Source organism: Streptomyces marincola (assembly GCF_020410765.1).
In the GTDB taxonomy this organism is placed as follows: domain Bacteria; phylum Actinomycetota; class Actinomycetes; order Streptomycetales; family Streptomycetaceae; genus Streptomyces; species Streptomyces marincola.
Map to the genome: position 1 here is coordinate 2,220,051 of NZ_CP084541.1, position 20,991 is coordinate 2,241,041.

The window sequence follows — 20,991 nt, forward strand, 5'->3', positions numbered from 1 at the left end:
CGGGTCAGGACCCGGGAGGCGGGTCACAGCGGGGTGACCCCGAGGCCGGGCAGCGCGCCGCCGCCGCGCGTCGCCGTCGACCCGAGCGGGGTGCGCATCCGCAGCCAGGAGCCGCGTTCGAGCAGGGTGACCGGTCCCGGCGCGCGCAGGAGCCCGAGCGCGTGCGCGGCGTGCACCGCGCGCAGGGGCAGCCGCGTGCCGGGCAGCGGCCTCGACCACACCTCCTCGGCGATCGCGTCGAGCGCCGAGCGGGTGCGGTCCCGCGGCGGCAGCCCCTCGTTCCTGGCGCGGAACTCGGCGACCACGGCCACCGCCGCCCCGCGCACCTCGTCCGCCGGCAGCTCGGCCACCGGCGACCAGCCGCCGCGCGGCGGCAGCACCCCGGCCCACGAGGGTCCTGTCACCGGCTCGGGCACGGTGAACGCGCCCCGCTCGCCGTCGAACGCGTTGAGCAGGGCGCCCACCGAGACCGTCACGTCAAGGCCCGCGGCCTCGCGCAGCCGGCACGGCCGCACCGCGAGCACCCCGAACCGCGCGGGCCGGGTGAACACGGCGACGACCTCGCCGTCCGCCTTCAGCCGCGCCGCCGCGGCCTTGTCCCAGCGCAGCTGGCGGCCGAGGAACGCGGCCAGGTCCTCCGCCTCGTCCCGCTCGTGGAACACCAGCGCCGCCGGGGCGGTCCTGTGGTCACCCGTCATGCGTAGGAGGCACTCCCCGCCTCGTCGTCCAGGTACTCGCCGAGGAACTCGCGTTCCTGCGCGGTGAGCCGACGCGGCCGGCCCTGTTCCAGGTCGAACGGCACCACGACGGTCACGGCGCGCGCGTACACCGTCTCCTCGTCCTTGATCTCGTAGGCCACGGTGGCCGAGGCGCCGCCGATCTTGGTGATCCACGTCTCGACCGTCAGCGGCTCGTGCCGGTGCACCAGCGGGCGCAGGTAGTCGATCTCGTGCCGCGCGACGACCGAACCGCCGGTGAACGCGCCGGAGTCGGCCCGCCGCGCCAGCCGGAACATGAAGTCGATCCGCGCCTCCTCCAGGTAGCGCAGATAGACCACGTTGTTCACGTGCCCGAAGGAGTCCATGTCCGACCAGCGCAGATGGCACTGGAACACGTGCCGCACGGCCTCAGCCCCGCGTCAGCTTCTTGTAGGAGGCGCGGTGCGGCCTGGCCGCCTCGGGGCCGAGGCGCTCGATCTTGTTCTTCTCGTAGGACTCGAAGTTGCCCTCGAACCAGAACCACTGGGAGTCGCCCTCGTACGCCAGGATGTGGGTGGCGACGCGGTCGAGGAACCAGCGGTCGTGGGAGACGACGACGGCGCAGCCGGGGAATTCGAGCAGCGCGTTCTCCAGCGAGGACAGGGTCTCGACGTCGAGGTCGTTCGTCGGCTCGTCGAGCAGCAGCAGGTTGCCGCCCTGCTTGAGCGTGAGGGCCAGGTTCAGCCGGTTCCGCTCGCCGCCGGACAGCACGCCGGCCGGCTTCTGCTGGTCGGGGCCCTTGAAGCCGAACGCGCTGACGTAAGCGCGCGAGGGCATCTCGACCTGGCCGACGTGGATGTGGTCGAGCCCGTCAGAGACGACCTCCCACAGCGTCTTCTTCGGGTCGATGTTGGCCCGGGACTGGTCCACGTAGGAGACCTGCACCGTGTCACCGACGCGGATGGTGCCCGAGTCGGTCTCCTCCATGCCGAGGATCATCTTGAACAGGGTGGTCTTGCCCGCCCCGTTCGGGCCGATGACGCCGACGATGCCGTTGCGAGGCAGCGTGAACGACAGGCCGTCGACCAGCACCTTCTCGCCGAACGACTTCCGCAGCGCGTCGACCTCGACCACGACGTTGCCCAGGCGCGGGCCCGGCGGGATCTGGATCTCCTCGAAGTCCAGCTTCCTGGTCTTCTCGGCCTCCGCCGCCATCTCCTCGTAACGCGCCAGGCGCGCCCGGGACTTGGCCTGCCGCCCCTTGGCGTTGGAGCGGACCCACTCCAACTCCTCCTTGAGCCGCTTGGCGCGCTTGGCGTCCTTCTGGCCCTCGACCTTCAGGCGGGTGCGCTTGGTCTCCAGGTACTTGGAGTAGTTCCCCTCGTACACGTAGGCGCGGCCCCGGTCGAGTTCGAGGATCCACTCGGCGACGTTGTCCAGGAAGTACCGGTCGTGGGTGATGGCCACGACGGTGCCCGGGTACTTGGCCAGGTGCTGCTCAAGCCACTGCACGGACTCGGCGTCGAGGTGGTTGGTCGGCTCGTCGAGCAGCAGCAGGTCCGGCTGTTCGAGCAGCAGCTTGCACAGCGCGACGCGGCGCTTCTCGCCGCCGGACAGGTTGGTGACGGGCCAGTCGCCGGGCGGGCAGCCCAGGGCGTCCATGGCCTGTTCGAGCTGGGCGTCCAGGTCCCACGCCCCGGCGTGGTCGAGCTGCTCCTGGAGCGCGCCCATCTCCTCCATCAGCGCGTCGGTGTACTCGGTCGCCATCTGCTCGGCGATCTCGTTGAACCGGTCGAGCTTGGCCTTGGTCTCGGCCACGCCCTGCTGCACGTTCTCCAGGACCGTCTTCGACTCGTCGAGCGGCGGCTCCTGGAGCAGGATGCCGACGGTGTGGCCCGGCGTCAGGAAGGCGTCGCCGTTCGACGGCTGTTCGAGGCCCGCCATGATCTTCAGCACCGTCGACTTGCCGGCGCCGTTCGGGCCGACGACACCGATCTTCGCCCCGGGCAGGAAGCTCAGGGTGACGTCGTCGAGGATCACCTTGTCGCCGTGCGCCTTCCGCGCCTTGCGCATGGTGTAGATGTACTCAGCCAAGAGAAACCGTCCGGCAGATCAGTGTGGCATCAGGCAGGTGTGCCTCCATCCTGCCGCATGCCCGGGCCGCGGCGGAAACCGGCGGTGCGCGCGGGGCCCGCGGGCCCGCGGGGCGGTCCCGGTGCGGAACGGGCCCGCGGCGGGACGGCACACGAAGGGGGCGGGCCCGTGCGGGCCCGCCCCCGGTGTCCGGCGTCACGCCCCGCTCACGGGGGTGCGCACGGTGGTGTCGCTCAGTCCTTCGCGCCGGAAGGGGTCGCGGACCTGCGGCGCATGAAGAAGATCGCCGCGCCGCCGATGAGCAGGAGGCCGATCGCGATGCCCGCGATCATGCCCGGGTTGGTGCTGCTGCCGGTCTCGGCCAGGTCAGGGCCGTCGTCCGCGGCGTCGCCGCCACCGGTGCTGGCCGGGGCGGGCTCGTTCTCCTCGTTGCCCTCGCCGCCCTCGTCGATCGGCGTCTGGCCCTCGCCCTCACCGGTCTCGCAGTCGAGGACACCGGTGAACACCCAGGGCTCCTCGCCCTCGATCGGGTTGGCGATCGTGATCTCGTACTGCTGGCCGTTCTCGACCGGGACGACGACCGGGGTCGACTCGCCCGGGGCCACCTCGTACTGCTGGCCTTCGAGCTCGAAGGTGAACGGGACGTCGCCGGTGTTGGTCGCGGTGACCTCGACGCCGCCGTCGACGCACTTCTCGACCGCGTTCACCGCGACGGACGGCTGGCCGGGAGCGGCCCAGTTGACCGAGGCGGAGGCGCTGACGGACGCCTCGTCCGAGCCGGTCAGGATCATGGTCTGGGTGCGGACGTCGATGCCGGTGAAGGCACGTCCGACCGGCACCTGGGAGGTGGCGGTGGCGGTGAGGCCGGCCACGCCGTCCTCGGCGCCCTCGGGCACGGAGAAGTACAGCTCGGTGCCGTCGGTGACGGGCCCGTTGATCGCGGCGCCGTTGGCGTCCACGATCGTCACGCCCTGCTGGGCCGCCGCGTCGTCCGGGGCGACGGTGACGGCGTCGGCGGTCGTGCTGACGGTCACCGGGCCGATGATCTGACCGGGCTGGCCGGAGACCTGCGGCGGGTTGAGTTCGAGCGAGGCGCCCGGCTCGGCCACGTCGGAGGCGCTCTCCAGCAGCCACTCGGCCAGGACGCGGGCGTTCTCGTTCTGCGGAACGGCGTCCACGCCGTCGGAGAACTCCCAGATCGCGGCCTGGGTACCGGCCGCCGCCTGCTCGGCCGTGAGCGACTCGGCGCCGGCCTGGCCGGCCAGCGCGCCGAGGTCCTCGACGACCGGGTAGGAGTTCTGGAGTATCCAGTGGATCTTGCCGGCGTCAGGGTTGCCGTGCAGGGTGGAGGACTCCCAGCCCGCCTCCTTGTACCTGGCGCCGTTCTCGGCCCTGGTGGCGAAGTCGATGCAGTAGGTCATCAGCCGGCTGCCGTCGTCGCCGGTCAGGTGGAACAGGCCGGCGCCGTAGGTGTCCGTCTCGCCGTTGTGCGTGACGTCGACCCGGTCGCTGACCTCAAGGCCGTCGAGCGTCGCGGTGGCGCCACCGCTGCGCGGGTTCTCCTCCGCGACGGCCGTGCCGGTGGTCGCCGCCGCGCCGGCGGCGAACAGACCCGTGGCGACAGCGGTGGCCGCAAGGCGGGGGGCGACCCGCCTGCGCGCAGAAATCATGTGTAAGTCCCCTCCACGGAATCACAGGGCGCAGCGGTCGTGAACACGACCGCACGCTCAACAACATCCCCGTGCGTGGGGGATCGTAGAGAGGCAAGGTGTCAATTTCTCCACCGGGGCGTGGACTTACACATTCCGAGGGCGAATCGTTACCTTGCGGCGCCGAACTGCGCCGATTATGGCCGGATTTCATCTGATGGGTACCGACACTCCGGCTCCCCCGTCCTGCCCGCCGTCCGCCGACGCGGCGATCACGTAGCGTTCCCTGACCTCGCGGTAGCGCATGAGTTCCGCGGCCACCGGTTCGAGGACCTGGGTGTGGCCGCGGTCGGCCGCCAGCCGCCGCAGCCGCCACTCCTCCTGCTGGCCCCACGCGCGCGCCGGGCCGCGGGCCGCGGCGCGGCAGCCCCAGGCGAGCAGCGGACCGCCCACCGAGCCGCCCACCAGCAGCGCGAGCGGCAGCCAGCGGCCCACGACGGGCTGCCCGACGAACGCCGTGACCAGCCAGCACAGGCCGAGGAACTGCGCGGCGAGCAGCACCGCCTGCCCCGCCCCCGCCACCGACCACCAGCGGGGGCGGGGCGGCGGGGCGGCGGGATTGCGTTCCAGCGCGGTCTCCAGGGCCCGCGGCAGCCCCTCACCGCCGCGCCGCGCCGCGTCCCGCACCGCCCTGGCCCACGGCCGCGGCAGCCCGTCGGCCGCGTCGGCCGCCACCTGCCGCACCGCCTGGTCCACCGCGGCCCTGGCCACCACAGGCGGCCCGGCCGCGCGCAGCCGCTTGGCGGCCAGCGCGGGCGGCTCGCCGCGGCGCTCGGCCTGGTGCGCGGCGAGCCGCCGCGCGACCTGCGCCCACGGCGTGCCGCAGGCGCGGTCGGCGCGGCGCAGCCAGGCGCGTTCCGCGGCCTGCCCGCCGGCCGGCGCGCCGACCGCCGCGGCCAGGCCGTCCTCGAACTCCTCCCTGGCCCGCGCGGTCAGCCCGGCCGGCGCGTCGGCGCCGTCGGCGATGTACACGGGCCCGAGGCGGCGGGCCACGCCGTCCACGTCGGCCGCGAGGCGGCGCCCGGCCGCCGTCCGCGCGGCGACCAGCTCGCCCACCTGGCGGCGCAGCTCCGCGACGCCGTCCCCGGTGAGCGCGGAGACGGCGAGCACCCCGGCGCCCGGCTCGCCGTGCTCGCCGAGCGCGAGGCCGCGTTCGTCCAGCAGCCGCCGCAGGTCGTCGAGCACGGCCTCGACGGCCTCGCCCGGCAGCCGGTCGGCCTGGTTGAGCACGATCAGCGACACCTCCGCGTGCCCGGCGAACGCGCGCAGGTAGCGTTCGTGCAGCACCGCGTCCGCGTACTTCTCCGGGTCCACCACCCAGATCACGGCGTCCACCAGGGACAGCAGCCGGTCCACCTGGTCGCGGTGCGCGGTGTCCACCGAGTCGTGGTCGGGCAGGTCGAGCAGGATCAGGCCGCGCAGCGTGGTGTCGACGACGTGCGCCCTGCGGCGCGCCCGCGCGGGGATGCCGAGGCGTTCGAGCAGCCCGTCGGGGCCCTGCTCCCGGCCCGCGTCCCACGTGCAGGACACGGCGGTCGCCGTGGTCGGCCGGCGCACGCCCGCCTCGGACAGCTGCGCCCCGGCCAGCGCGTTGAACAGCGTCGACTTGCCGCTTCCCGTGGCGCCCGCGATGGCCACCGCCGTGTACGCCGTGGGCAGCCGCTCCCTGGCCGCGGCCTCGTCGAGCACGCATCCCGCCTCGGCCAGCACCTCGCCGTCGAGCCGGGTGCGGGAGAGCCCCACCAGCTCGCGCAGCGCGCCGAGCCTGACCCGGAGGGTGCCGTCGTCCCCGGTCGGCGTCTCCGTCATGTCCTGTCCTCTCCACGGTGGTGTGCGGGTGCCGCTCAGCCCTGGTGCGCGCGCACGGACGACAGCGCGGCCACCAGCTCGACCTGCGGCTCCGCGGTGATGTTCAGCCGGTGCAGCGGGGCGCCGCGGCGCAGCCGTTCCGCCGTCAGCGCCCGTTCGACGCAGCGCCGCAGCTCGGCCGCGCCCCGGTCGCGCAGCCGGGAGGCGTTGCGGGAGCCGAGGATGCCGGCCAGCGCCTGCTGCGCGACGCCGCCCGCCTTGCCGCCGAGCAGGGAGGCGGCGAGCAGCGCGGCGGTCTCGCCCTCGTCGCCCGGCTCGCCGCGCGTTCCGCCGGCCGCCTGCGCCGCCTCCTCTGCCAGCTCGTCGAGGCAGCGCCGCAGCCGCCTGACCAGCACGCCGACGCGTTCGGCCACGGCGTCCTGGCCGTCCGCGCCGCCCTCGGGCGCGCCGGGTTCGCGCTGCCAGGCCGCGTCGGTGTGCTCGTCGGCCGCGGAAACGGCCTCGACCAGCAGCCCGGCGAGCGCCTGGGCGAGCGCGTCGGACAGCTCGTCCGCGCCGGCGTCCTCGGGGAACGCGAGCCAGTGCGCGCCCGCCTGCCCGGTCAGCAGGCCGCCGCCGGCGAGGCACGCGCGCACCCTGCGGTCCGCCTCTGCGTAGGCGTCCGCGAGCCGCTGGTCGAGCCGCACGGCGGTGGCGTACTGCGCCGCGCAGGCCCCGGCGAGGTCGGCGACCCGGGCGCGCAGCGCGGCCAGCGCTCCGGCCGCCGTGCGCGTCGCGGCGAGCGAGCGCGCCTGGGGGTCCTGCGCGCGGCGGCCGAGCCATTCCCGCAGCCCGGCGACGGCGGTCGCGGGCAGCAGCCCCGAGTTGGCCGCGGACTCGGGGAGTTCGGGAACGGTGAACCGGGGCACCTCGCCGAGCCCGGCGCGTTCGAGCAGGGCGCCGTAGTGCCGGGAGACCTCGGCGGCGATCTGGTGCGGCACCCGGTCGAGCACGGTCGCGAGGGTCACGTCGTACTCCTTGGCGCTGCGCAGCAGGTGCCAGGGAACGGCGTCGGCGTAACGGGCCGCCGTGGTGACCAGCACCCAGATGTCGGCGGCGCAGATCAGGTCGGCGGCCAGGTCGCGGTTGCCCGCGACGATGGAGTCGATGTCGGGGGCGTCGAGCAGGGCGAGCCCCGCGGGCAGGGCGCGGGTGGTGACGACGGCGAGCGCGTCCGGGCGGTCGCTCTCCTGGCGGGGCCCGCAGACCCGCCCGAGCTGCGGCAGCACGCGGCGGCCGGTGAACCAGCGCTCGTCGTCGGGGTGGCACACGAGCACGGGCGTCCTGGTCGTGGGGCGCAGCACCCCGGCCTCGGTGACGCGGCGCCCGACGAGCGAATTGACGAGCGTGGACTTGCCCGCCCCGGTCGACCCGCCGACCACGGCGAGCAGCGGCGCCTCCGGCTGGCGCAGCCGGGGCAGCAGGTACCCGTCGAGCTGGGCGAGCAGTTCGGCGGCGGAACGCCGGGCCCGTTCCGCCCCCGGCAGATCGAGCGGGAAGCGCACAGCCGCGAGGCGCTCCCGCAGTACGGTCAGCGCGTCGAGCAGCTCGGGCCGTGCGTCCAAGATCGCCACATGCGCAGAATGCCTAATTTCGAGCGGTTTCAAAAGCATATTCCGCCGAACGCGCCCCAAACCGGGCAGCCGGCGGCCCGCCCCGGCCGCGGCTCTGGCATAACGAGTGCGCAACACCGCACGCGGACGCCACCAAAATCGCTGCGCTTGTCGCACTCGCCTGCGATTATCGGGGCTGCTTCACCGGATCTCCACACGAGGGGGCCGCCGTGAAGCAACCGGGACGAACCCCTCGAAGCTCTATCCTGTGCGCGGCGAGGTCACTTCAGGGGCCACCGTCCCACGCCATGACCAAGACCGGCCCCCGTAGCTCAGTGGATAGAGCAGGTGCCTTCTAAGCACTTGGCCGCAGGTTCGAGTCCTGCCGGGGGCGCACCGAAGAGGGCTGGTCAACGGCCCGGGGAGCGGCCGAGGGGTGCGCTGCGGCGGTGATGTCCGCCACATCGGCGGCCAGGGCTTCACTGATCGTCACCTGTAGGTGAAGGCTCCGGTCCCGGCTGTCGTAGCGGGCCCGGAGCCGGAAGGCGCCGTAGATCTCGCGCTGGAGGCGGACCGGGCAGCCGAGTGGTGAGCTGGGCTGTCCGCGGTTCCTGCCGTTCGGGGCCGAGGATGTGCTCTTCGAAGACACCGTGCGCGGCCTCCAGCACGCGGCGCACCGATCCACACCGCCTCGGGTGAGCGCCGTGCCAGTCGGCGGCGTGGTGGTGGGCATGGGAGATCCGCCCTTCGGGGTGCTGCCGAACATGCGGCGCGCAGCATGCAGAGAACGTGTGAGTGCAGCGTGCGGGTGTGCGCCGCCCGGCGGGCGGGCGTGCGCTGATGCCGGCCTCCGCGCGACGGGGAACGGGCGGTGCGTGCCTGCGCGGGTCCTTCTTCAACCGGTCGGCTCCGCTGAGGGTGAGTGCCGTTCCCCCGCCGTTCCCCCACCGGTACCGAACCAGGCCGCTGCTGACACCGGGCCGGTCCGTGCGGGCCGAGGGCCCGTCGCCGTTCCAGGTGGGCTTCCAGCAGGTGGTCAGCGGCGACGCGCACCCTGCTGGTGAACCTTTCCAGCCGAACACGAGGTGAAGATCGCGATGGGACCAAGCGAGCAGACCGACGGTCGGATGAGTCGACGCGCAGCGGTGGGCGCGGCGGCGGGACTCGCCTTCGGCGCCGCCGCCACGACCGGCACCGCTCACGCGGCCGGCCGGGACCGCGGCGGGGACCGGTTCCGCGGCCAGTCGGTCCTCATCACCGGGGCGACCTCAGGCATCGGCAGGGCCGCCGCCGTCGCCTTCGCCCGCGAGGGCGCCAAGGTCGCCTTCTGCGGACGCCGCGAGCGGGCCGGGCGCGCGGTGGAGCGTGAGATCCGCCAGAACGGCGGCGAAGCCACCTACTTCAGGGCCGACGTGCGGCGCGCGGAGGACGTTCGGTCATTCGTGACACGGGCGGTCCGCACCTACGGCGGCCCGGACATCGCCCTCAACAACGCCGGGATACAGCTGCCGTTCACCGACCTGCACGAGGTGTCGGTCGCGGAGTGGGACGAGGTCGCGAGCACCAACATCCGCGGCGTGTTCCTCGCCATGAAGTACCAGATCCCGTTCATGAGGGAGGCGGGCGGCGGGGTCATCCTCGTCACCGGCTCCTCCAACCAGTTCGCCACCAGGACCGGCCTCGCCTCCTACACGGCGGCCAAGAACGGCGTGACCGGACTCGTCCAGGCCGCCGCCCTGGAGAACGCCGCCCACGGCATCCGGGTCGTCGCCATCTCCCCCGGCATGACCGACACCGAGATGCTCGACGCCCACCGCCCCGCAGGCATCTCGGACGAGGAATGGCGGGCCACGAAGGCCGCCTTCGCCGAACAGGGCGTCGACGCGATGAAGCGGATGGCCGAGCCCGAGGAGATCGCCGCCGCCGCGCTCGCCCTGGCCTCCGACGCCTTCTCCTTCCAGACCGGCACCTCGATACCGGTCGACGGCGGCCAACTCGCCGCCCTCTAGCGACCGGGCGGCGCGGCTGTCCCACGAACGGCAAGGCACGCGTGTCACTTCGCGGGCTGCGGGCCGCGCCGCGGTTCGGTGAGGGCGGCGCGGACCAGGGACGAGACGCGGTAACCGCCTCCGCCCCCGGGGTCCGCGCACAGCAGCCCGTGTTCCGTCAGGCCGTCGAGAGCCGCCTCCGCCTCCGCGACCGTGACCGCGGCCAGGCCCGCCGCGTCCGCCGCGGTCAGCCGGTGGCGGCCGTGCCGGGCCAGGCGCCGCAGCCACAGCCGCTGGCTTTTCGTGCACCTGGCGATGGCGGCCTCGGCCAAGGGGCGCATCGCGAGGCCGTCCACCTGGAGTTCGTTCAGCAGGTGCCTGGGGTCGGCGAGCCGACCGGCCAGCCGGGACAGCGGCCGGGTGGGGCACAGCGCGAGTTTGACGGCGGCGATGTGCAGGGCCAGCGGATGACCGTCGCAGGCCACGGCGATCGCCTCGGCCGCCTCCGGTTCCGCGTCGACGCGTTCGGCGCCCACGCAGTCCCGGAGGAACCGGATCGCGGACGACCGGCCGAGGCCGCTCAATCTGACCAGGGAGTGGGCCCGCAGGGCGGCGAGCGGGCGCCTGGACGTGACCAGGACCGTGCGGGCGGACCCGGCGGCCAGGGCCGCACGGCCGACCTCCGGGTCCCGCACCCCGTCGAGCAGGAGCAGGTCGGGACGTTCCCCCAGCCCGTCGACCCGCTGCCACGCCTCACCGGGTGACGTGCACTGGTGCAGGTCGACGTAGGCGACGGTGCCGCCGTTCGCTCCCGACCAAGCGCCCCGGCGATGGGCGGCGTGCAGGGCCAGCGCCGACTTGCCGATACCGGGGGGCCCGCAGATGACCGTCACCCGGTGCTCCCGCCCCTCCGCCCGCGCCGACGTGCTGTCCAGCACCCGCCGGAGTGCCCCGTCCCGCCCGATGAGCGGAGTCACCGGTGGGGGCGCGGCCGAGGATGTGGGCGCCGAGAAGTGCGCGCCGTCGAGTGCCGCGCTCCGCAGGCCCCGCGCCGGCACCGCGCCGTGCTCGGCGGCCAGACGCGCGGCGAAGGTCCGGTACGCCTCGGCCGCCTCCGGATCACGCCCGTCGCTGCGCAGGGCACGGATCAGCTCCTCGGCGACCTGCTCGTCGGTGGGGAACGAGACCGCGAGACCGCGCAGGTCCGTCACGGCGTCGGCGGCCCTGCCCGAGGCGAGCCGGATCGCGGCGCGCGCCAGGACCGCCGCGCGGTAGTGGCACTCCAGCTCGGCCGTCGTCTCGTGCAGCAGAACGTCGGGGGCCACGCCGGTGTAGGGCCGTCCCCGCCACAGTGAGACGGCCTCGTCGAGCAGCGACTCCGCCATCCGCAGCCGGCCGTCTCCGCGAGCCCGCAGCCCTCGGCGGAGCAGGTCGCGCAGCCGGCTCGCGTCCAGCGCCTCCGGCGTGACGGGAAGGAGGTAGCCGCCCGCGCGGGTCTCGATGACCTGCCCGGGGGCGTAGCGGTCGAACGTCTTCCGCAGGCCGTGGATGTAGGTGCGGACCGTGGTCGCGGCCCCGCGGGGCGGGCTGCCGCCCCACAGGCCGTCGGCCAGGGTCTCGGTGGCGACGAACGTGTTGGGCCGCACCGTCAGCAGGGCCGCGGTGTCCCGCAGTCGGCCGCTGAGCGGCAGCTCCATGCCCTCGCTGCTGAGCAGTTCGACGGGACCGAGGACACGGAAGGCCACCGCGCCTCCGGAACGTCCGCTCGCACTCACTCCGACCGCCACCTCTCCACCCGTGTCCACCCGCGTAGACCGCTGTTGCCACCCCCCTGGCCGGTTGACTACCCCGACGCGCCGACCGGTGCGTTGAGTGCGCGTTTACCGAACGTCCCGGACCCGGCCGCGCGCCAACAAATCACGTCACCTGGCGTGACGAGGTGATCGCGCGCCGGACCGCTCCAGCCGGACACCGCGGCCCGTATCGCCGTGAAACGCCACCGCGCGGCGCGGGCGGTGTTGCGGCGACCGCCCTGCCAGGCCGGCCGCCCAACACGTCGCCAACACGGCGCCAACACCGCGTTTCTAGGCTCCCTGAGCGAATCGGTGTTCAGGGCCGGGACGCCCCGCCGCACCGACTCGCCAGCCCGGGCGGCCTCCGCCCGGCCATCGACCAAGCACCGACCGACGCGGCCGGGAGGCTCCATGACCAGTCACCATCACGAAGCGGCCGGGCACGGCGACGAGCACGATTACGTGGACGACTTCCTCGCGGTCCGCGACGCCGTGGCCCCCCTGCGCGGCTGGCGGCACCTGCCGGAGGAGATGTGGTGCTACGTCACCCCGCCGGACTCGGAGTTCCGCGCGCAGGGCTGGAAGATCCACGTCTCGGCCACGCCGCGCTCCGCGGTGCCCGTGCTCCGGGCCGCGTCCCGCGTGCTGCTGGAGCACAAGGCCGCCTTCAAGTTCGCCAAGAGCCTGAGCCGGCTGCGGATGCTGCTGTCGATCCGGATGGACCGGGGCGCCGGCGGCAAGTTCATCACCGTCTACCCCTCATCCGACGAGCAGTTCACCGACCTGCTCCAGGCCCTGCACCGGGCGACCGAGGGACTTGAGGGGCCGGCCATCCTCTCCGATCGCCGGTACCTCCCCGACAGCCTGGTGCACTACCGGTACGGCGGCTTCAGCGCGGGTCAGCAGGTGCTCGACGTGGACGGGGCCTACGTCCCGATGCTGGTCGCACCGGACGGCTCGTGGAGCAAGGACGAGCGCACCGCCTGGTTCTCCCCGCCACCGTGGGCCTCCGCCCCCCGGCTGCCCGAGGGGGTGGAGCAGCCCGGGCCGGTGAGGCGGCAGCGGAGCAAGGGTCAGGTGCTGCTCAACGACCGGTTCGTGGTCTTCGAGGCGATCCGCCACTCCAACCGCGGCGGCGTCTACCGCGCGCTCGACCGGCACGACGGCGACCGGCGGGTGATCATCAAGGAGGCCAGGCCGTTCGTCGCCGCCGAGACCTGCGGCACGGACGCCAGGGACTACCTGCGCAACGAGTACCGCACGCTGAGCCTGCTCGAACCGCTCGGCATCGCGGTCAAGCCGGTCGACCTCTTCGAGTACCAGGGGCACTCCTTCATGGCGGAGGAGGAGGTGCCGGGCGTTCCGCTGCGCGACTGGGTGGCCGAACGCATCAGGAACGAGCCGTCGCGGGCGCTCCCGCTCGACGCGGTGCTGCCCGTGGCCCGGCGGGTCGTCGCGCTCGCCGGAGCGGCGCACGACAAGGGGCTCGTCCTGCGCGACTTCACGCCCAACAACATCATGGTCACCCCTGGCGGTGAACTGGTGCTGATCGACACCGAGTTCGCCGCGATTCCGGGTGAGACGACCACCCGCATCCAGACCCCGTCCTACACGGCGCCCGAGGAGATCGGCGGCCCGACCCGCTATCCCGCGCCTTCCCACGAGGCGGACCTCTACAGCGTCGGCGCGACCCTGTTCTACCTGTGCACGGGGGTCAACCCGGTCGTCGCCAACGACGGCTTCGCGGCGGAACCGGGCCGGAAGCCGCCGGTGCGCCCCCACGACGAGCGGGTCGAGCGCATGGTGGCCGGGGTCGCCGCGGACGTTCCGTCGCTCGCGGCGCTCGCCCCGGCGGTGCTCGGCCTGATGCGGGAGGACCCCACCCGGCGCACCGGTCTCGTCCAGGTCCTCGACCTTCTCGACACGCCCCGGGTCCCCGTGCCCGCCGCCGCGCCGCACCGCCTGTCCGCGGCCGACCGCGACCGCCTGCTCGCCGACGGAACGGCGCAGCTCGTCGCCGCCATGACGCCGGAATCCCGCCGGAGCCTGTGGCCGGCGCCGCCCATGGAGGGCCGCCAGTTCGACACGCTCGCCGTCCAGGCCGGCAGCGGCGGGACCCTGGAGGTCCTGCGGCGCGCCGCGCTCCGCGCCGAGGGCGCCGAGGGCGGGGAGCGCCTCGCCGGCGGCGAGCTGACCGAGGCGCTGCGCACCGCGCTGACGTGGCTCGACCGGCACGCCGACGACGAACGCCGCCAGCTCCCCGGCCTCTACTTCGGCCGTGCGGGCACCTACTGGGCCATGTACGAGGCCGCCGCCGCACTCGGCGAGGAGGAGATCGGGCGGCGCAGCGTCGACCGCGCCAAGCGCCTGTCCGTGAACTGGACCAACCCGGACATGACCCACGGCATGGCGGGCAACGGGCTCGCGCAGCTGCGGCTGTGGCGGCGCACCGGGGACGAGGAGTTCCGCGTTCGCGCCGAGCTGTGCGTGGAGGCGGTGCTCGGGGCCCGTTCCGAGGACGGCACCACGTGGCCTGTGCCCGCCGCGATGGGCCAGGTCTCCGGGCTCACGCACTACGGCTTCGCCCACGGGGTGGCCGGCGTCGGCGCGTTCCTCGTGGTCGCCGCGCGCGAACTCGGGCGGCCCGACCTGCTCGACATCGCGACGTCCAGCGGCGACCTCCTGCTGTCGCTGGCCAGGCGGCAGGGCGAGTCGCTGGCCTGGCCCACCGCCCAGCACGAGCCGGAGGACGCCGAGAAGTTCGACGGTGTCTGCTGGTGGTGCAGCGGGGCTCCCGGCATCGGGACGTTCCTGATCCGGCTGTGGCGGGCCACCGGGGAGGACCGTTTCCTCGAAGCCGCGCACGGCGCCGCGGTCGCCACCCGCAGGGAGAGGTGGCTCCTGCTCGCCTCGCACTGCCACGGTGTCGCGGGCAACGGCGAGTTCCTGCTCGACATGGCGGCGGCCACGGGTGAACGGCGCTACCGGGACTGGGCCGCCGAGCACGCGGCCTCGCTGTACCGGCTGAGCGCCCTGCACGAGGGCCGTCTCGTGGTCCTGGACGAGACCAACTCGGCCCTGACCTACAGCTACGGGGTGGGCATGGCGGGGGCGATCGGCTTCCTGCACCGCCACCGCCACGGCGGTGAACGCTGGTGGATGGTGGACGACTTCACCCTGGAGCCCGAGGGGGAGTCCCGGTGACGGCCGTGACCGCCGCCGCGGCAACGAGCGCGCCCGGCACGGGCGCCGTGCCCGGAGCCGCGCCCGGGGCCGCCATGCCCCGGCTGTGGCCGCTGCTCACCTCGCTGCGCTCCCGGTTCTCCTTCCGGTTCTCCACCACGGGACGCGCCGCCGCCGCGCTGGTGGCGGACGGGCGCGGAGTCCTGTTCTGCGAGTTCTGGGACCTGGCGGACGAGGCGGGAACGGCGCCGACCTGCCGCGTTGTCCCCGGCTTCAGCAGACCGGCGCGCGCGGAGGACGACCCGGCCTCGCTGCCGAGCGACGCGCTGCCCTTCGACGACGGCTCGGTCCTCGTCGTCGCCAGGACGGGACTCGAACTGGTCACCGCGGCCGGTGCGCGGACCGCCGCCGGGCGGCTGCCGTTCAGGCCGGTCGTGACCGCCCCCGCGCCCGGCGGGCGGCCGGGCGCGCTGTTCCTGGGGCGCGACGACGCGGGCGCCTGGTCCGCCTGGTGGTGGGACCCGTCCGCCGCCGGGGCGCGGCGGGTCGGCGGCGTGCCGCCGCTCACGCTGCCCAGGGGCGGGGGCTGGCTGGACGAGGGGGCGACCCGTTTCGCGCTCAACGCCCCCTCCCCCGCCGGTCCCGGGCCCACGGCCCCCGCGGTCCTCACGGTCCCCGAGGGCCGGCTCGAACCACTGCCCGTCGGGGACCCGAGCGAGCACGACATGGTCTGGCACACCGTCCCGCGCACCGGCGAGTCCCTGCTGGTCGGCACCGACGGCTCCGCCCACGCGCTGCGGCTCTCGGGTCCCGGCGGCACCCGGCGGCTGACCGCCGCGGACGCGCTGACGGGTTCGGTGACCCCGCTCGCCCTCGACGCCTCCGGCACCCTGCTCGCCCTCCATGAACGCGTCGGGCAGCGCGACCGCCTGACCGTTCTCGACACCGTGCGGGACGCGCTTCTCGACCTGCCGGAGCGGGGCGACACCCTGTACGCCCACGCCACGTGGACCGAGACCGGCTCGGGAACGCCCGGGCTCCTGGCGTTCGTGGCCGACGCGGGGCGCCCCGCCCGCGTGGCGGGCACGGCACCGGGAGCCGAGGGCTGGACCCACGTCACGGACGGCACCGAGGCGGGCGACCACGACGCCTACGCGCCCGGGCACCTGGAGCGACTGCCGGGAGCGGCCGGCGACATCGAGGCCGTCGTCTGCGGTCACCAGGACTGGCGCACCGCCCGCGGGGTGGTGCTCTGCCTGCACGGCGGGCCGGCCGACCACTGGGCGCTGAAGTTCTCCCTGCTGTTCCAGTTCCTCGCCGACCTGGGCCTGACCGTGATCGCGCCCAATCCGCGCGGCAGCACGGGTTACGGCGACGCGTTCCACCGGACGGTCGTGGGCGCGTGGGGCGGCCCCGACCTCGACGACGTGCTCGCCATCGCCCGGCACCTCAGGGCCGAACGCCGGACGCCGGAGGGCCTGGCCCTGTACGGCGCGAGCTACGGCGCGTTCCTCGCCCTGCTGGCGGCGGCCACCGAGCCGGAGTTGTGGTCCAGAACGCTCGCCGTCGCCCCCATGCTCGGCGGCCGGCGCCTGCACCCGGAGGCCGACGCGTCGGTACGCGCCCTCATCGACCGGCTCGACGGGCACGCCGTCGTCGACGATCACCTCGGCCCGCGCGACCCGCTGGCCCGCCTCTCGCGCATCACCGCCCCGCTCGCCGTGATCCACGGCGCGGACGACCCGACCATCCCGCCGGGTCAGTCCCGCCGGCTCGTGGCGGAACTCAGACGTCTCGGCCGCCGGCCCGGCACCGACTTCCACCACGTGGAGGTGCCGGGAGCCGGCCACAGCCCGCTCGACGGCTCGGCCGAGCTGCACCACACGGCGGCCCTGTTCCTCGCCGAAGGCGTGTGGACGGGGCCGGCCACCACCTGACCGCTCCGGCGACGCTCGCGCCCGGAGTCCGCACCAGTGGGAGGAGAGGAGGTGAACCACATGACGATCGCCATCGAGGCCCTCCAGGAGCTGGAGGAGACCGAGAGCGGCCTGGCCGACTGCCCCATCGGCTCGTGCTGCGGAGCGTGGCTGCCCGTGCCCACGGCCTTCACCTGCTTCGGCAACACGTTCGGAAGCTGACGGGGCGCGGCGCGCCACGTCACACCACGACGACGTAGGGAAGGAGGTGAACCGCATGTCCCTCGCCATCGAGGAGCTCCAGGAACTGGAGGCCACGGAGGAGGCGGCCCTGGCCGCGAACAACTGCTGCTGGAACTCGATCATCAACGGCTGCCAGTGGCAGAGCTTTGCCATCCTGTCGACCTGCCACGGCTGCACCAACTCGAACTGACCCTCCGGGTCGCACGGCTTGGAAGCCGAAGCGCGTGCCTCCGAGGAGGTGAAATGACCACGCTGATTCTCGACCTTCAGGAACTCGAGGCCACCGAGAACCCGGCCTTCGACGAGGTGCAGGGATGTTGCGGGCTGGGAACGCTCCTGACCTGCCCCACCCGCACCTTCGACTGGTAGGCGGCAGTCCGCCCTCCTGCCGCCGCCCCGTCCGGCTCGCATCCGGGCGGGGCGGCCCGCACCCGGCGCCCCGACGCGAGGAGTAGTGCCCGTGCCGACCGCTTCCCCGGCGCAGCCCGCGCCGCCCACGCGGGCCGCGCCGTCAGGAGACCGGCTGCTGGCCCGGCTCCTGCGCGGCACCCGTGCCCTGACCGCCCTGTACCTGGTCGCCGCCGCCGCCTCGGCCGCCACCGCGCTGCTGCTGCCCGCCGCCCTGGCCGCCGCCGTCAACGCCGCCGTCGGGCGGACCTCGGCCACCACCCCCGTGGTCCTCACGGTCCTGCTGCTCGCGATCGCCGCGCTGGCCGAGGTCGCCGCCGAGCTGGCGCAGGTGAGGACCTCGACCCGGGGCGCCGCCTGGCTGCGGCACGACCTGCTGCGCCACATGGTCCGCCTCGACCTGCGCGGGCAACGCCGTTTCCCCGCCGGTGACGTGCTGAGCAGGCTGCTCCAGAGCACCTCGCAGACCGCGAACCTGGTGCCCACCGTCGTCGGCGGGCTGATGTCGGGCCTGGTGTCCGTCGGCGCCATCGCGGCGCTGTTCCTCATCGACCCCGGCTCCGGCCTGATCTTCCTGCTCGGGGCGCCCGTCGTCTGGCTGGTCGCGAAGGGCTTCTTCCACCGGACCACCGCGCTCACCGAGGGCTACCAGCGCGCCCACGGCGAACTCGCCGGGCGTTTCCTCGAAGCCGTCCGCGGCATCCGCACCATCAGGGCGGCCGGCACCGCCGACCGGGAGACCGAGCGGGTGCTCGAACCCCTCCCCCGGCTGCGCCTGCACGGTGAACGCTTCTGGCTGGCCCAGCGCGACGCGGGCTGGCGCATCTCCCTGGTCGTGCCCGTGCTCCAGATCGGTGTCCTGGCCACCGCGGGACACGGGGTGGCCTCCGGTCGCCTCGCCCCCGGCGACCTGCTCGCCGTCACCGGCTACCTCGGCCAGGCGTTCGGCGTCTTCGCCCAGATCGGCGTGATCGCGAGCCTCGGCCAGGTCCGCGGCTCGGCCAACCGGATCAGGGAGGTGCTGGCCGCGCCCCCCGCCCCCTCGGGGAGCCGCGCGTTCCCGCCGGGCGGCGGCGCCCTGCGGCTGTCCGGCGTCCGGGTCCTGGCGGACGGGAAGCCCCTCCTCGACGGCGTGGACGCCGAACTGCCAGCGGGCAGCGAGGTGGCCGTGGTCGGCGAGTCCGGCACGGGCAAGTCGACCCTCGCCGCCCTCGCGGGCGGGCTGCTCCACCCCGACGCCGGGACCGTCACCCTGGACGGCGTCGACCTCGCGGCGGCCGACCCGGCCGCGCTGCGCCGGGAGATCGCCTGCGCCTTCGAACGTCCCGTGCTGCTCGGCGCCACCGTCCGCGACGCCATCGGCTACGGCGACGAGCCCGTGGACGGCACCGCACTCGCCCGGGGCCTGCGGGACAGCGGCGCGCGGGAGTTCGTCAGCAAGCTCCCCCGGCAGCTCGACACCCCGCTCGGCGACCTGCGCGCCTCGGGAGGCGAGTACCAACGCCTGGGCCTGGCCCGCGCGTTCTGCCGGAACGCCAGGCTGCTCGTGCTCGACGACGCCACGTCGAGCGTCGACGTCATCACGGAACGGCGCATCGCCCGCGCGCTGCGGAACCACCCGGCCACCCGGCTCGTGGTGACGCACCGCGTCTCCACCGCCGCCCGCGCCGACCTGGTCCTGTGGCTCCACGAGGGCTCGGTCGCCGCCGTCGGGCCGCACAGCGAACTGCTCGCCCTGCCCGGCTACGCGGCCCTGTTCGGCGAGGCCGTGGGCTCCGCGGGCCAGGCGCGGGAGACCACGGGGGCGCGGCCATGAGCGAACGGACGACCCGCAGGGCGGGCACGCGCGCCGGGCTGGCGCTGATCCGCCCCGCGCTGCGCGCCGAACGCCGTTCGATCGCCGCGCTGGCGCTGTGGTCGGTCGTCGAGGCCGCCCCGACACTGCTGTCCGGCTGGATCATCGGGCGCGCGGTGGACGACTTCCTCGCGGGGGAGGTGACCGCCGCGCTGGTACTGCTCGCGGTGTACGGCGTGGCGATGCTGGCGGCGGCCGTGAGCACCCGCCAGGTGATGGGCCCGCTCGCCCGGATCGTGGAGGCCGTGCGCGACCGGCTGGTCGGTACCGTGGTCGAGTCCGCGCTGCTCAGTGCCGTGCGCCACGGCACGACGCCGGACGCGGGCACGGTGGCCCGCACCACGCGGCAGACGGAGTCGGTGCGCGGCCTGATGGCCGGGCTGCTGATGAGCGCCCGCGGGGTCGCGTTCTCCGTCCCCGCCGTGGTCGTGGGCCTGTTCACCATCGCCCCCGTGATCGCCGCGCTGACGCTGGCCTCACTGGCCGTGTCCTGCGCGCTGCTCGTGCTGGTCTCCCGGGTGCTGCGGCGCCGGCTCGTGGTGTCCTTGACGGCCGAGGAGGAACTGGCCGAGAACGCGGGACGCCTGCTTGACGGGCTGCGCGACGTGGCCGCGTGCGGCGCCCCGCGCCGGGCCGCCGGGGAGACCGGGCGGGCCGTCGAGGCGCAGGCCGCCGCCTCGATGGCGACCGCGTGGGCGGAGGCGGGACGCATCGGGGTGATCGTGACCGGCGCCCGTTTGCCGCTCGTCGGGACGCTGCTGCTGGCCCCCGGGCTGATCAGCTCGGGCCACCTCACGCCGGGGGAGGTCGTGGGGGTGGCCACCTACCTGGTCACAGGGCTCGAACCGGCGGTGCGCACCATCGTGCAGAACCTCGCGGGGCTCGGGCTCCACCTCGGGGTCGTCCTGCGGCGGCTGGCCGAGCGGACCGCGCTCCCCGCGTCCCCGGCGACGGCCTCGGCCGCCCCGCCCGCAGGTCCGGCCGAACTCACGCTGCACGGCGTTACGTTCGCCTACGGGCCGCACTCGGCGCCCGTTCTCGACAACCTCGACCTCCGCATACCGGTCGGCGACCACCTGGCGGTGGTCGGCCCGAGCGGTGCGGGCAAGTCCACCTTCTCCTCGCTGCTGTGCGGGCTGCTGCCGCCGGACGCGGGAGAGGTGCGCCTCGGGGGCCGGCCGCTGTCCGGCATCGACCCGCGCCGACTGCGCGAGGCCGTCGTGCTGGTCCCGCAGGAGTCCTACGTCTTCACCGGAACGGTCCGCGAGAACCTCGGCTACCTGTGCCCGACCGAACCCGACGACGGACCGCTCAACGAGGCGATCGACCTGTTCGCCCTGCGGGCCGCAGTTGAACGGCTCGGCGGCCCCGACGCGGTGATCGACGAGCCAGGTGCGCTCTCCGAGGGCGAGCGTCAGCTCATCGTGCTGGCCCGGGCCTACCTCGCGCCCGCGGGGACCGTCGTCCTCGACGAGGCGACCTGTCACCTCGATCCGGTGCGTGAGGCGCGGGCCGAGGAGGCGTTCATGGCCCGCCCCGGGACGACCCTCGTGGTCATCGCCCACCGCACCAGTTCCGCCCGCAGGGCCAAGCGTGTCCTGGTGCTCGAATCGGGGACGGCGGTCGTCGGGGCGCGCGGGGCCCTGGCCGGCGTCTCGCCGCTCCTCGACGACCTGATGCGGTGACGGCGCGCGCCACCCCCC

Annotated in this window: 15 protein-coding genes and 1 tRNA gene; 9 read left to right on the forward strand and 7 right to left on the reverse strand. The window is 74.5% G+C overall.

The annotated features are described in order from the left end of the window. Positions 1 to 23 precede the first annotated feature (23 nt). From LC193_RS09270 to LC193_RS09295, 6 genes are all read right to left on the reverse strand, one after another. The gene (locus tag LC193_RS09270) at positions 24 to 698 is read right to left on the reverse strand and encodes a hypothetical protein (RefSeq protein ID WP_226073233.1); all 675 of its coding nucleotides are present in this window, start codon (positions 696 to 698) and stop codon (positions 24 to 26) included. After that, the gene (locus LC193_RS09275; protein WP_226073235.1) at positions 695 to 1,123 is read right to left on the reverse strand and encodes an acyl-CoA thioesterase; all 429 of its coding nucleotides are present in this window, start codon (positions 1,121 to 1,123) and stop codon (positions 695 to 697) included. The genes LC193_RS09270 and LC193_RS09275 overlap by 4 nt, the downstream gene beginning before the upstream one ends. 4 nt (positions 1,124 to 1,127) lie before the next feature. Beyond that, positions 1,128 to 2,792 carry an energy-dependent translational throttle protein EttA gene (gene ettA / locus LC193_RS09280; protein WP_226073236.1) on the reverse strand — a complete coding sequence of 555 codons (1,665 nt, stop codon included), beginning with the start codon at positions 2,790 to 2,792 and terminating at the stop codon, positions 1,128 to 1,130. A 233-nt stretch (positions 2,793 to 3,025) separates the two neighbouring features. After that, positions 3,026 to 4,462, reverse strand: a complete 1,437-nt coding sequence (locus LC193_RS09285) for a Cys-Gln thioester bond-forming surface protein (RefSeq protein WP_226073237.1) — start codon at positions 4,460 to 4,462, stop codon at positions 3,026 to 3,028. Between the two features lie 189 nt (positions 4,463 to 4,651). Then, a complete protein-coding gene (locus LC193_RS09290; RefSeq protein WP_226073239.1) occupies positions 4,652 to 6,310 on the reverse strand; it encodes a GTPase in 1,659 nt (552 codons plus the stop codon). A 35-nt stretch (positions 6,311 to 6,345) separates the two neighbouring features. Continuing rightward, positions 6,346 to 7,914, reverse strand: a complete 1,569-nt coding sequence (locus LC193_RS09295) for a dynamin family protein (protein ID WP_226078527.1) — start codon at positions 7,912 to 7,914, stop codon at positions 6,346 to 6,348. 309 nt (positions 7,915 to 8,223) lie between these two features. Here LC193_RS09295 and LC193_RS09300 point away from each other — a divergent pair. Next, positions 8,224 to 8,296: transfer RNA gene (locus LC193_RS09300), tRNA-Arg, on the forward strand. A 733-nt stretch (positions 8,297 to 9,029) separates the two neighbouring features. Beyond that, complete coding sequence (locus tag LC193_RS09305) at positions 9,030 to 9,911, forward strand: SDR family NAD(P)-dependent oxidoreductase (RefSeq protein ID WP_226073241.1); 882 nt, start codon at positions 9,030 to 9,032, stop codon at positions 9,909 to 9,911. A gap of 44 nt (positions 9,912 to 9,955) precedes the next feature. Here the strand turns inward: LC193_RS09305 and LC193_RS09310 are convergent, their stop codons facing one another. Continuing rightward, the gene (locus LC193_RS09310; RefSeq protein WP_226073243.1) at positions 9,956 to 11,635 is read right to left on the reverse strand and encodes an AfsR/SARP family transcriptional regulator; all 1,680 of its coding nucleotides are present in this window, start codon (positions 11,633 to 11,635) and stop codon (positions 9,956 to 9,958) included. A 459-nt stretch (positions 11,636 to 12,094) separates the two neighbouring features. Here LC193_RS09310 and lanL point away from each other — a divergent pair, with 459 nt between their 5' ends. The 7 genes from lanL to LC193_RS09340 all read left to right on the forward strand — a co-directional run bounded on the left by lanL (position 12,095) and on the right by LC193_RS09340 (position 20,973). Continuing rightward, a complete protein-coding gene (lanL, locus tag LC193_RS09315) occupies positions 12,095 to 14,887 on the forward strand; it encodes a class IV lanthionine synthetase LanL (RefSeq protein ID WP_226073245.1) in 2,793 nt (930 codons plus the stop codon). After that, positions 14,884 to 16,803, forward strand: a complete 1,920-nt coding sequence (locus tag LC193_RS09320; protein ID WP_226073247.1) for an alpha/beta hydrolase family protein — start codon at positions 14,884 to 14,886, stop codon at positions 16,801 to 16,803. Before lanL ends, LC193_RS09320 begins: the two co-directional genes overlap by 4 nt. Positions 16,804 to 16,863: 60 nt before the next feature. Beyond that, the gene (locus tag LC193_RS09325; RefSeq protein ID WP_226073248.1) at positions 16,864 to 17,004 is read left to right on the forward strand and encodes a hypothetical protein; all 141 of its coding nucleotides are present in this window, start codon (positions 16,864 to 16,866) and stop codon (positions 17,002 to 17,004) included. Positions 17,005 to 17,059: 55 nt separating this feature from the next. Beyond that, a complete protein-coding gene (locus LC193_RS09330; RefSeq protein ID WP_226073249.1) occupies positions 17,060 to 17,215 on the forward strand; it encodes a hypothetical protein in 156 nt (51 codons plus the stop codon). 53 nt (positions 17,216 to 17,268) lie between these two features. Further along, positions 17,269 to 17,394 (forward strand): hypothetical protein, encoded by a 126-nt coding sequence (locus LC193_RS28955; RefSeq protein WP_264086262.1) that lies wholly within the window; start codon positions 17,269 to 17,271, stop codon positions 17,392 to 17,394. Positions 17,395 to 17,485: 91 nt separating this feature from the next. Next, positions 17,486 to 19,249, forward strand: coding sequence for an ABC transporter ATP-binding protein (locus LC193_RS09335; protein ID WP_226073250.1), 1,764 nt, complete (start codon positions 17,486 to 17,488; stop codon positions 19,247 to 19,249). After that, complete coding sequence (locus LC193_RS09340) at positions 19,246 to 20,973, forward strand: ABC transporter ATP-binding protein (RefSeq protein ID WP_226073251.1); 1,728 nt, start codon at positions 19,246 to 19,248, stop codon at positions 20,971 to 20,973. Before LC193_RS09335 ends, LC193_RS09340 begins: the two co-directional genes overlap by 4 nt. The last annotated feature ends 18 nt before the right edge of the window (positions 20,974 to 20,991 follow it).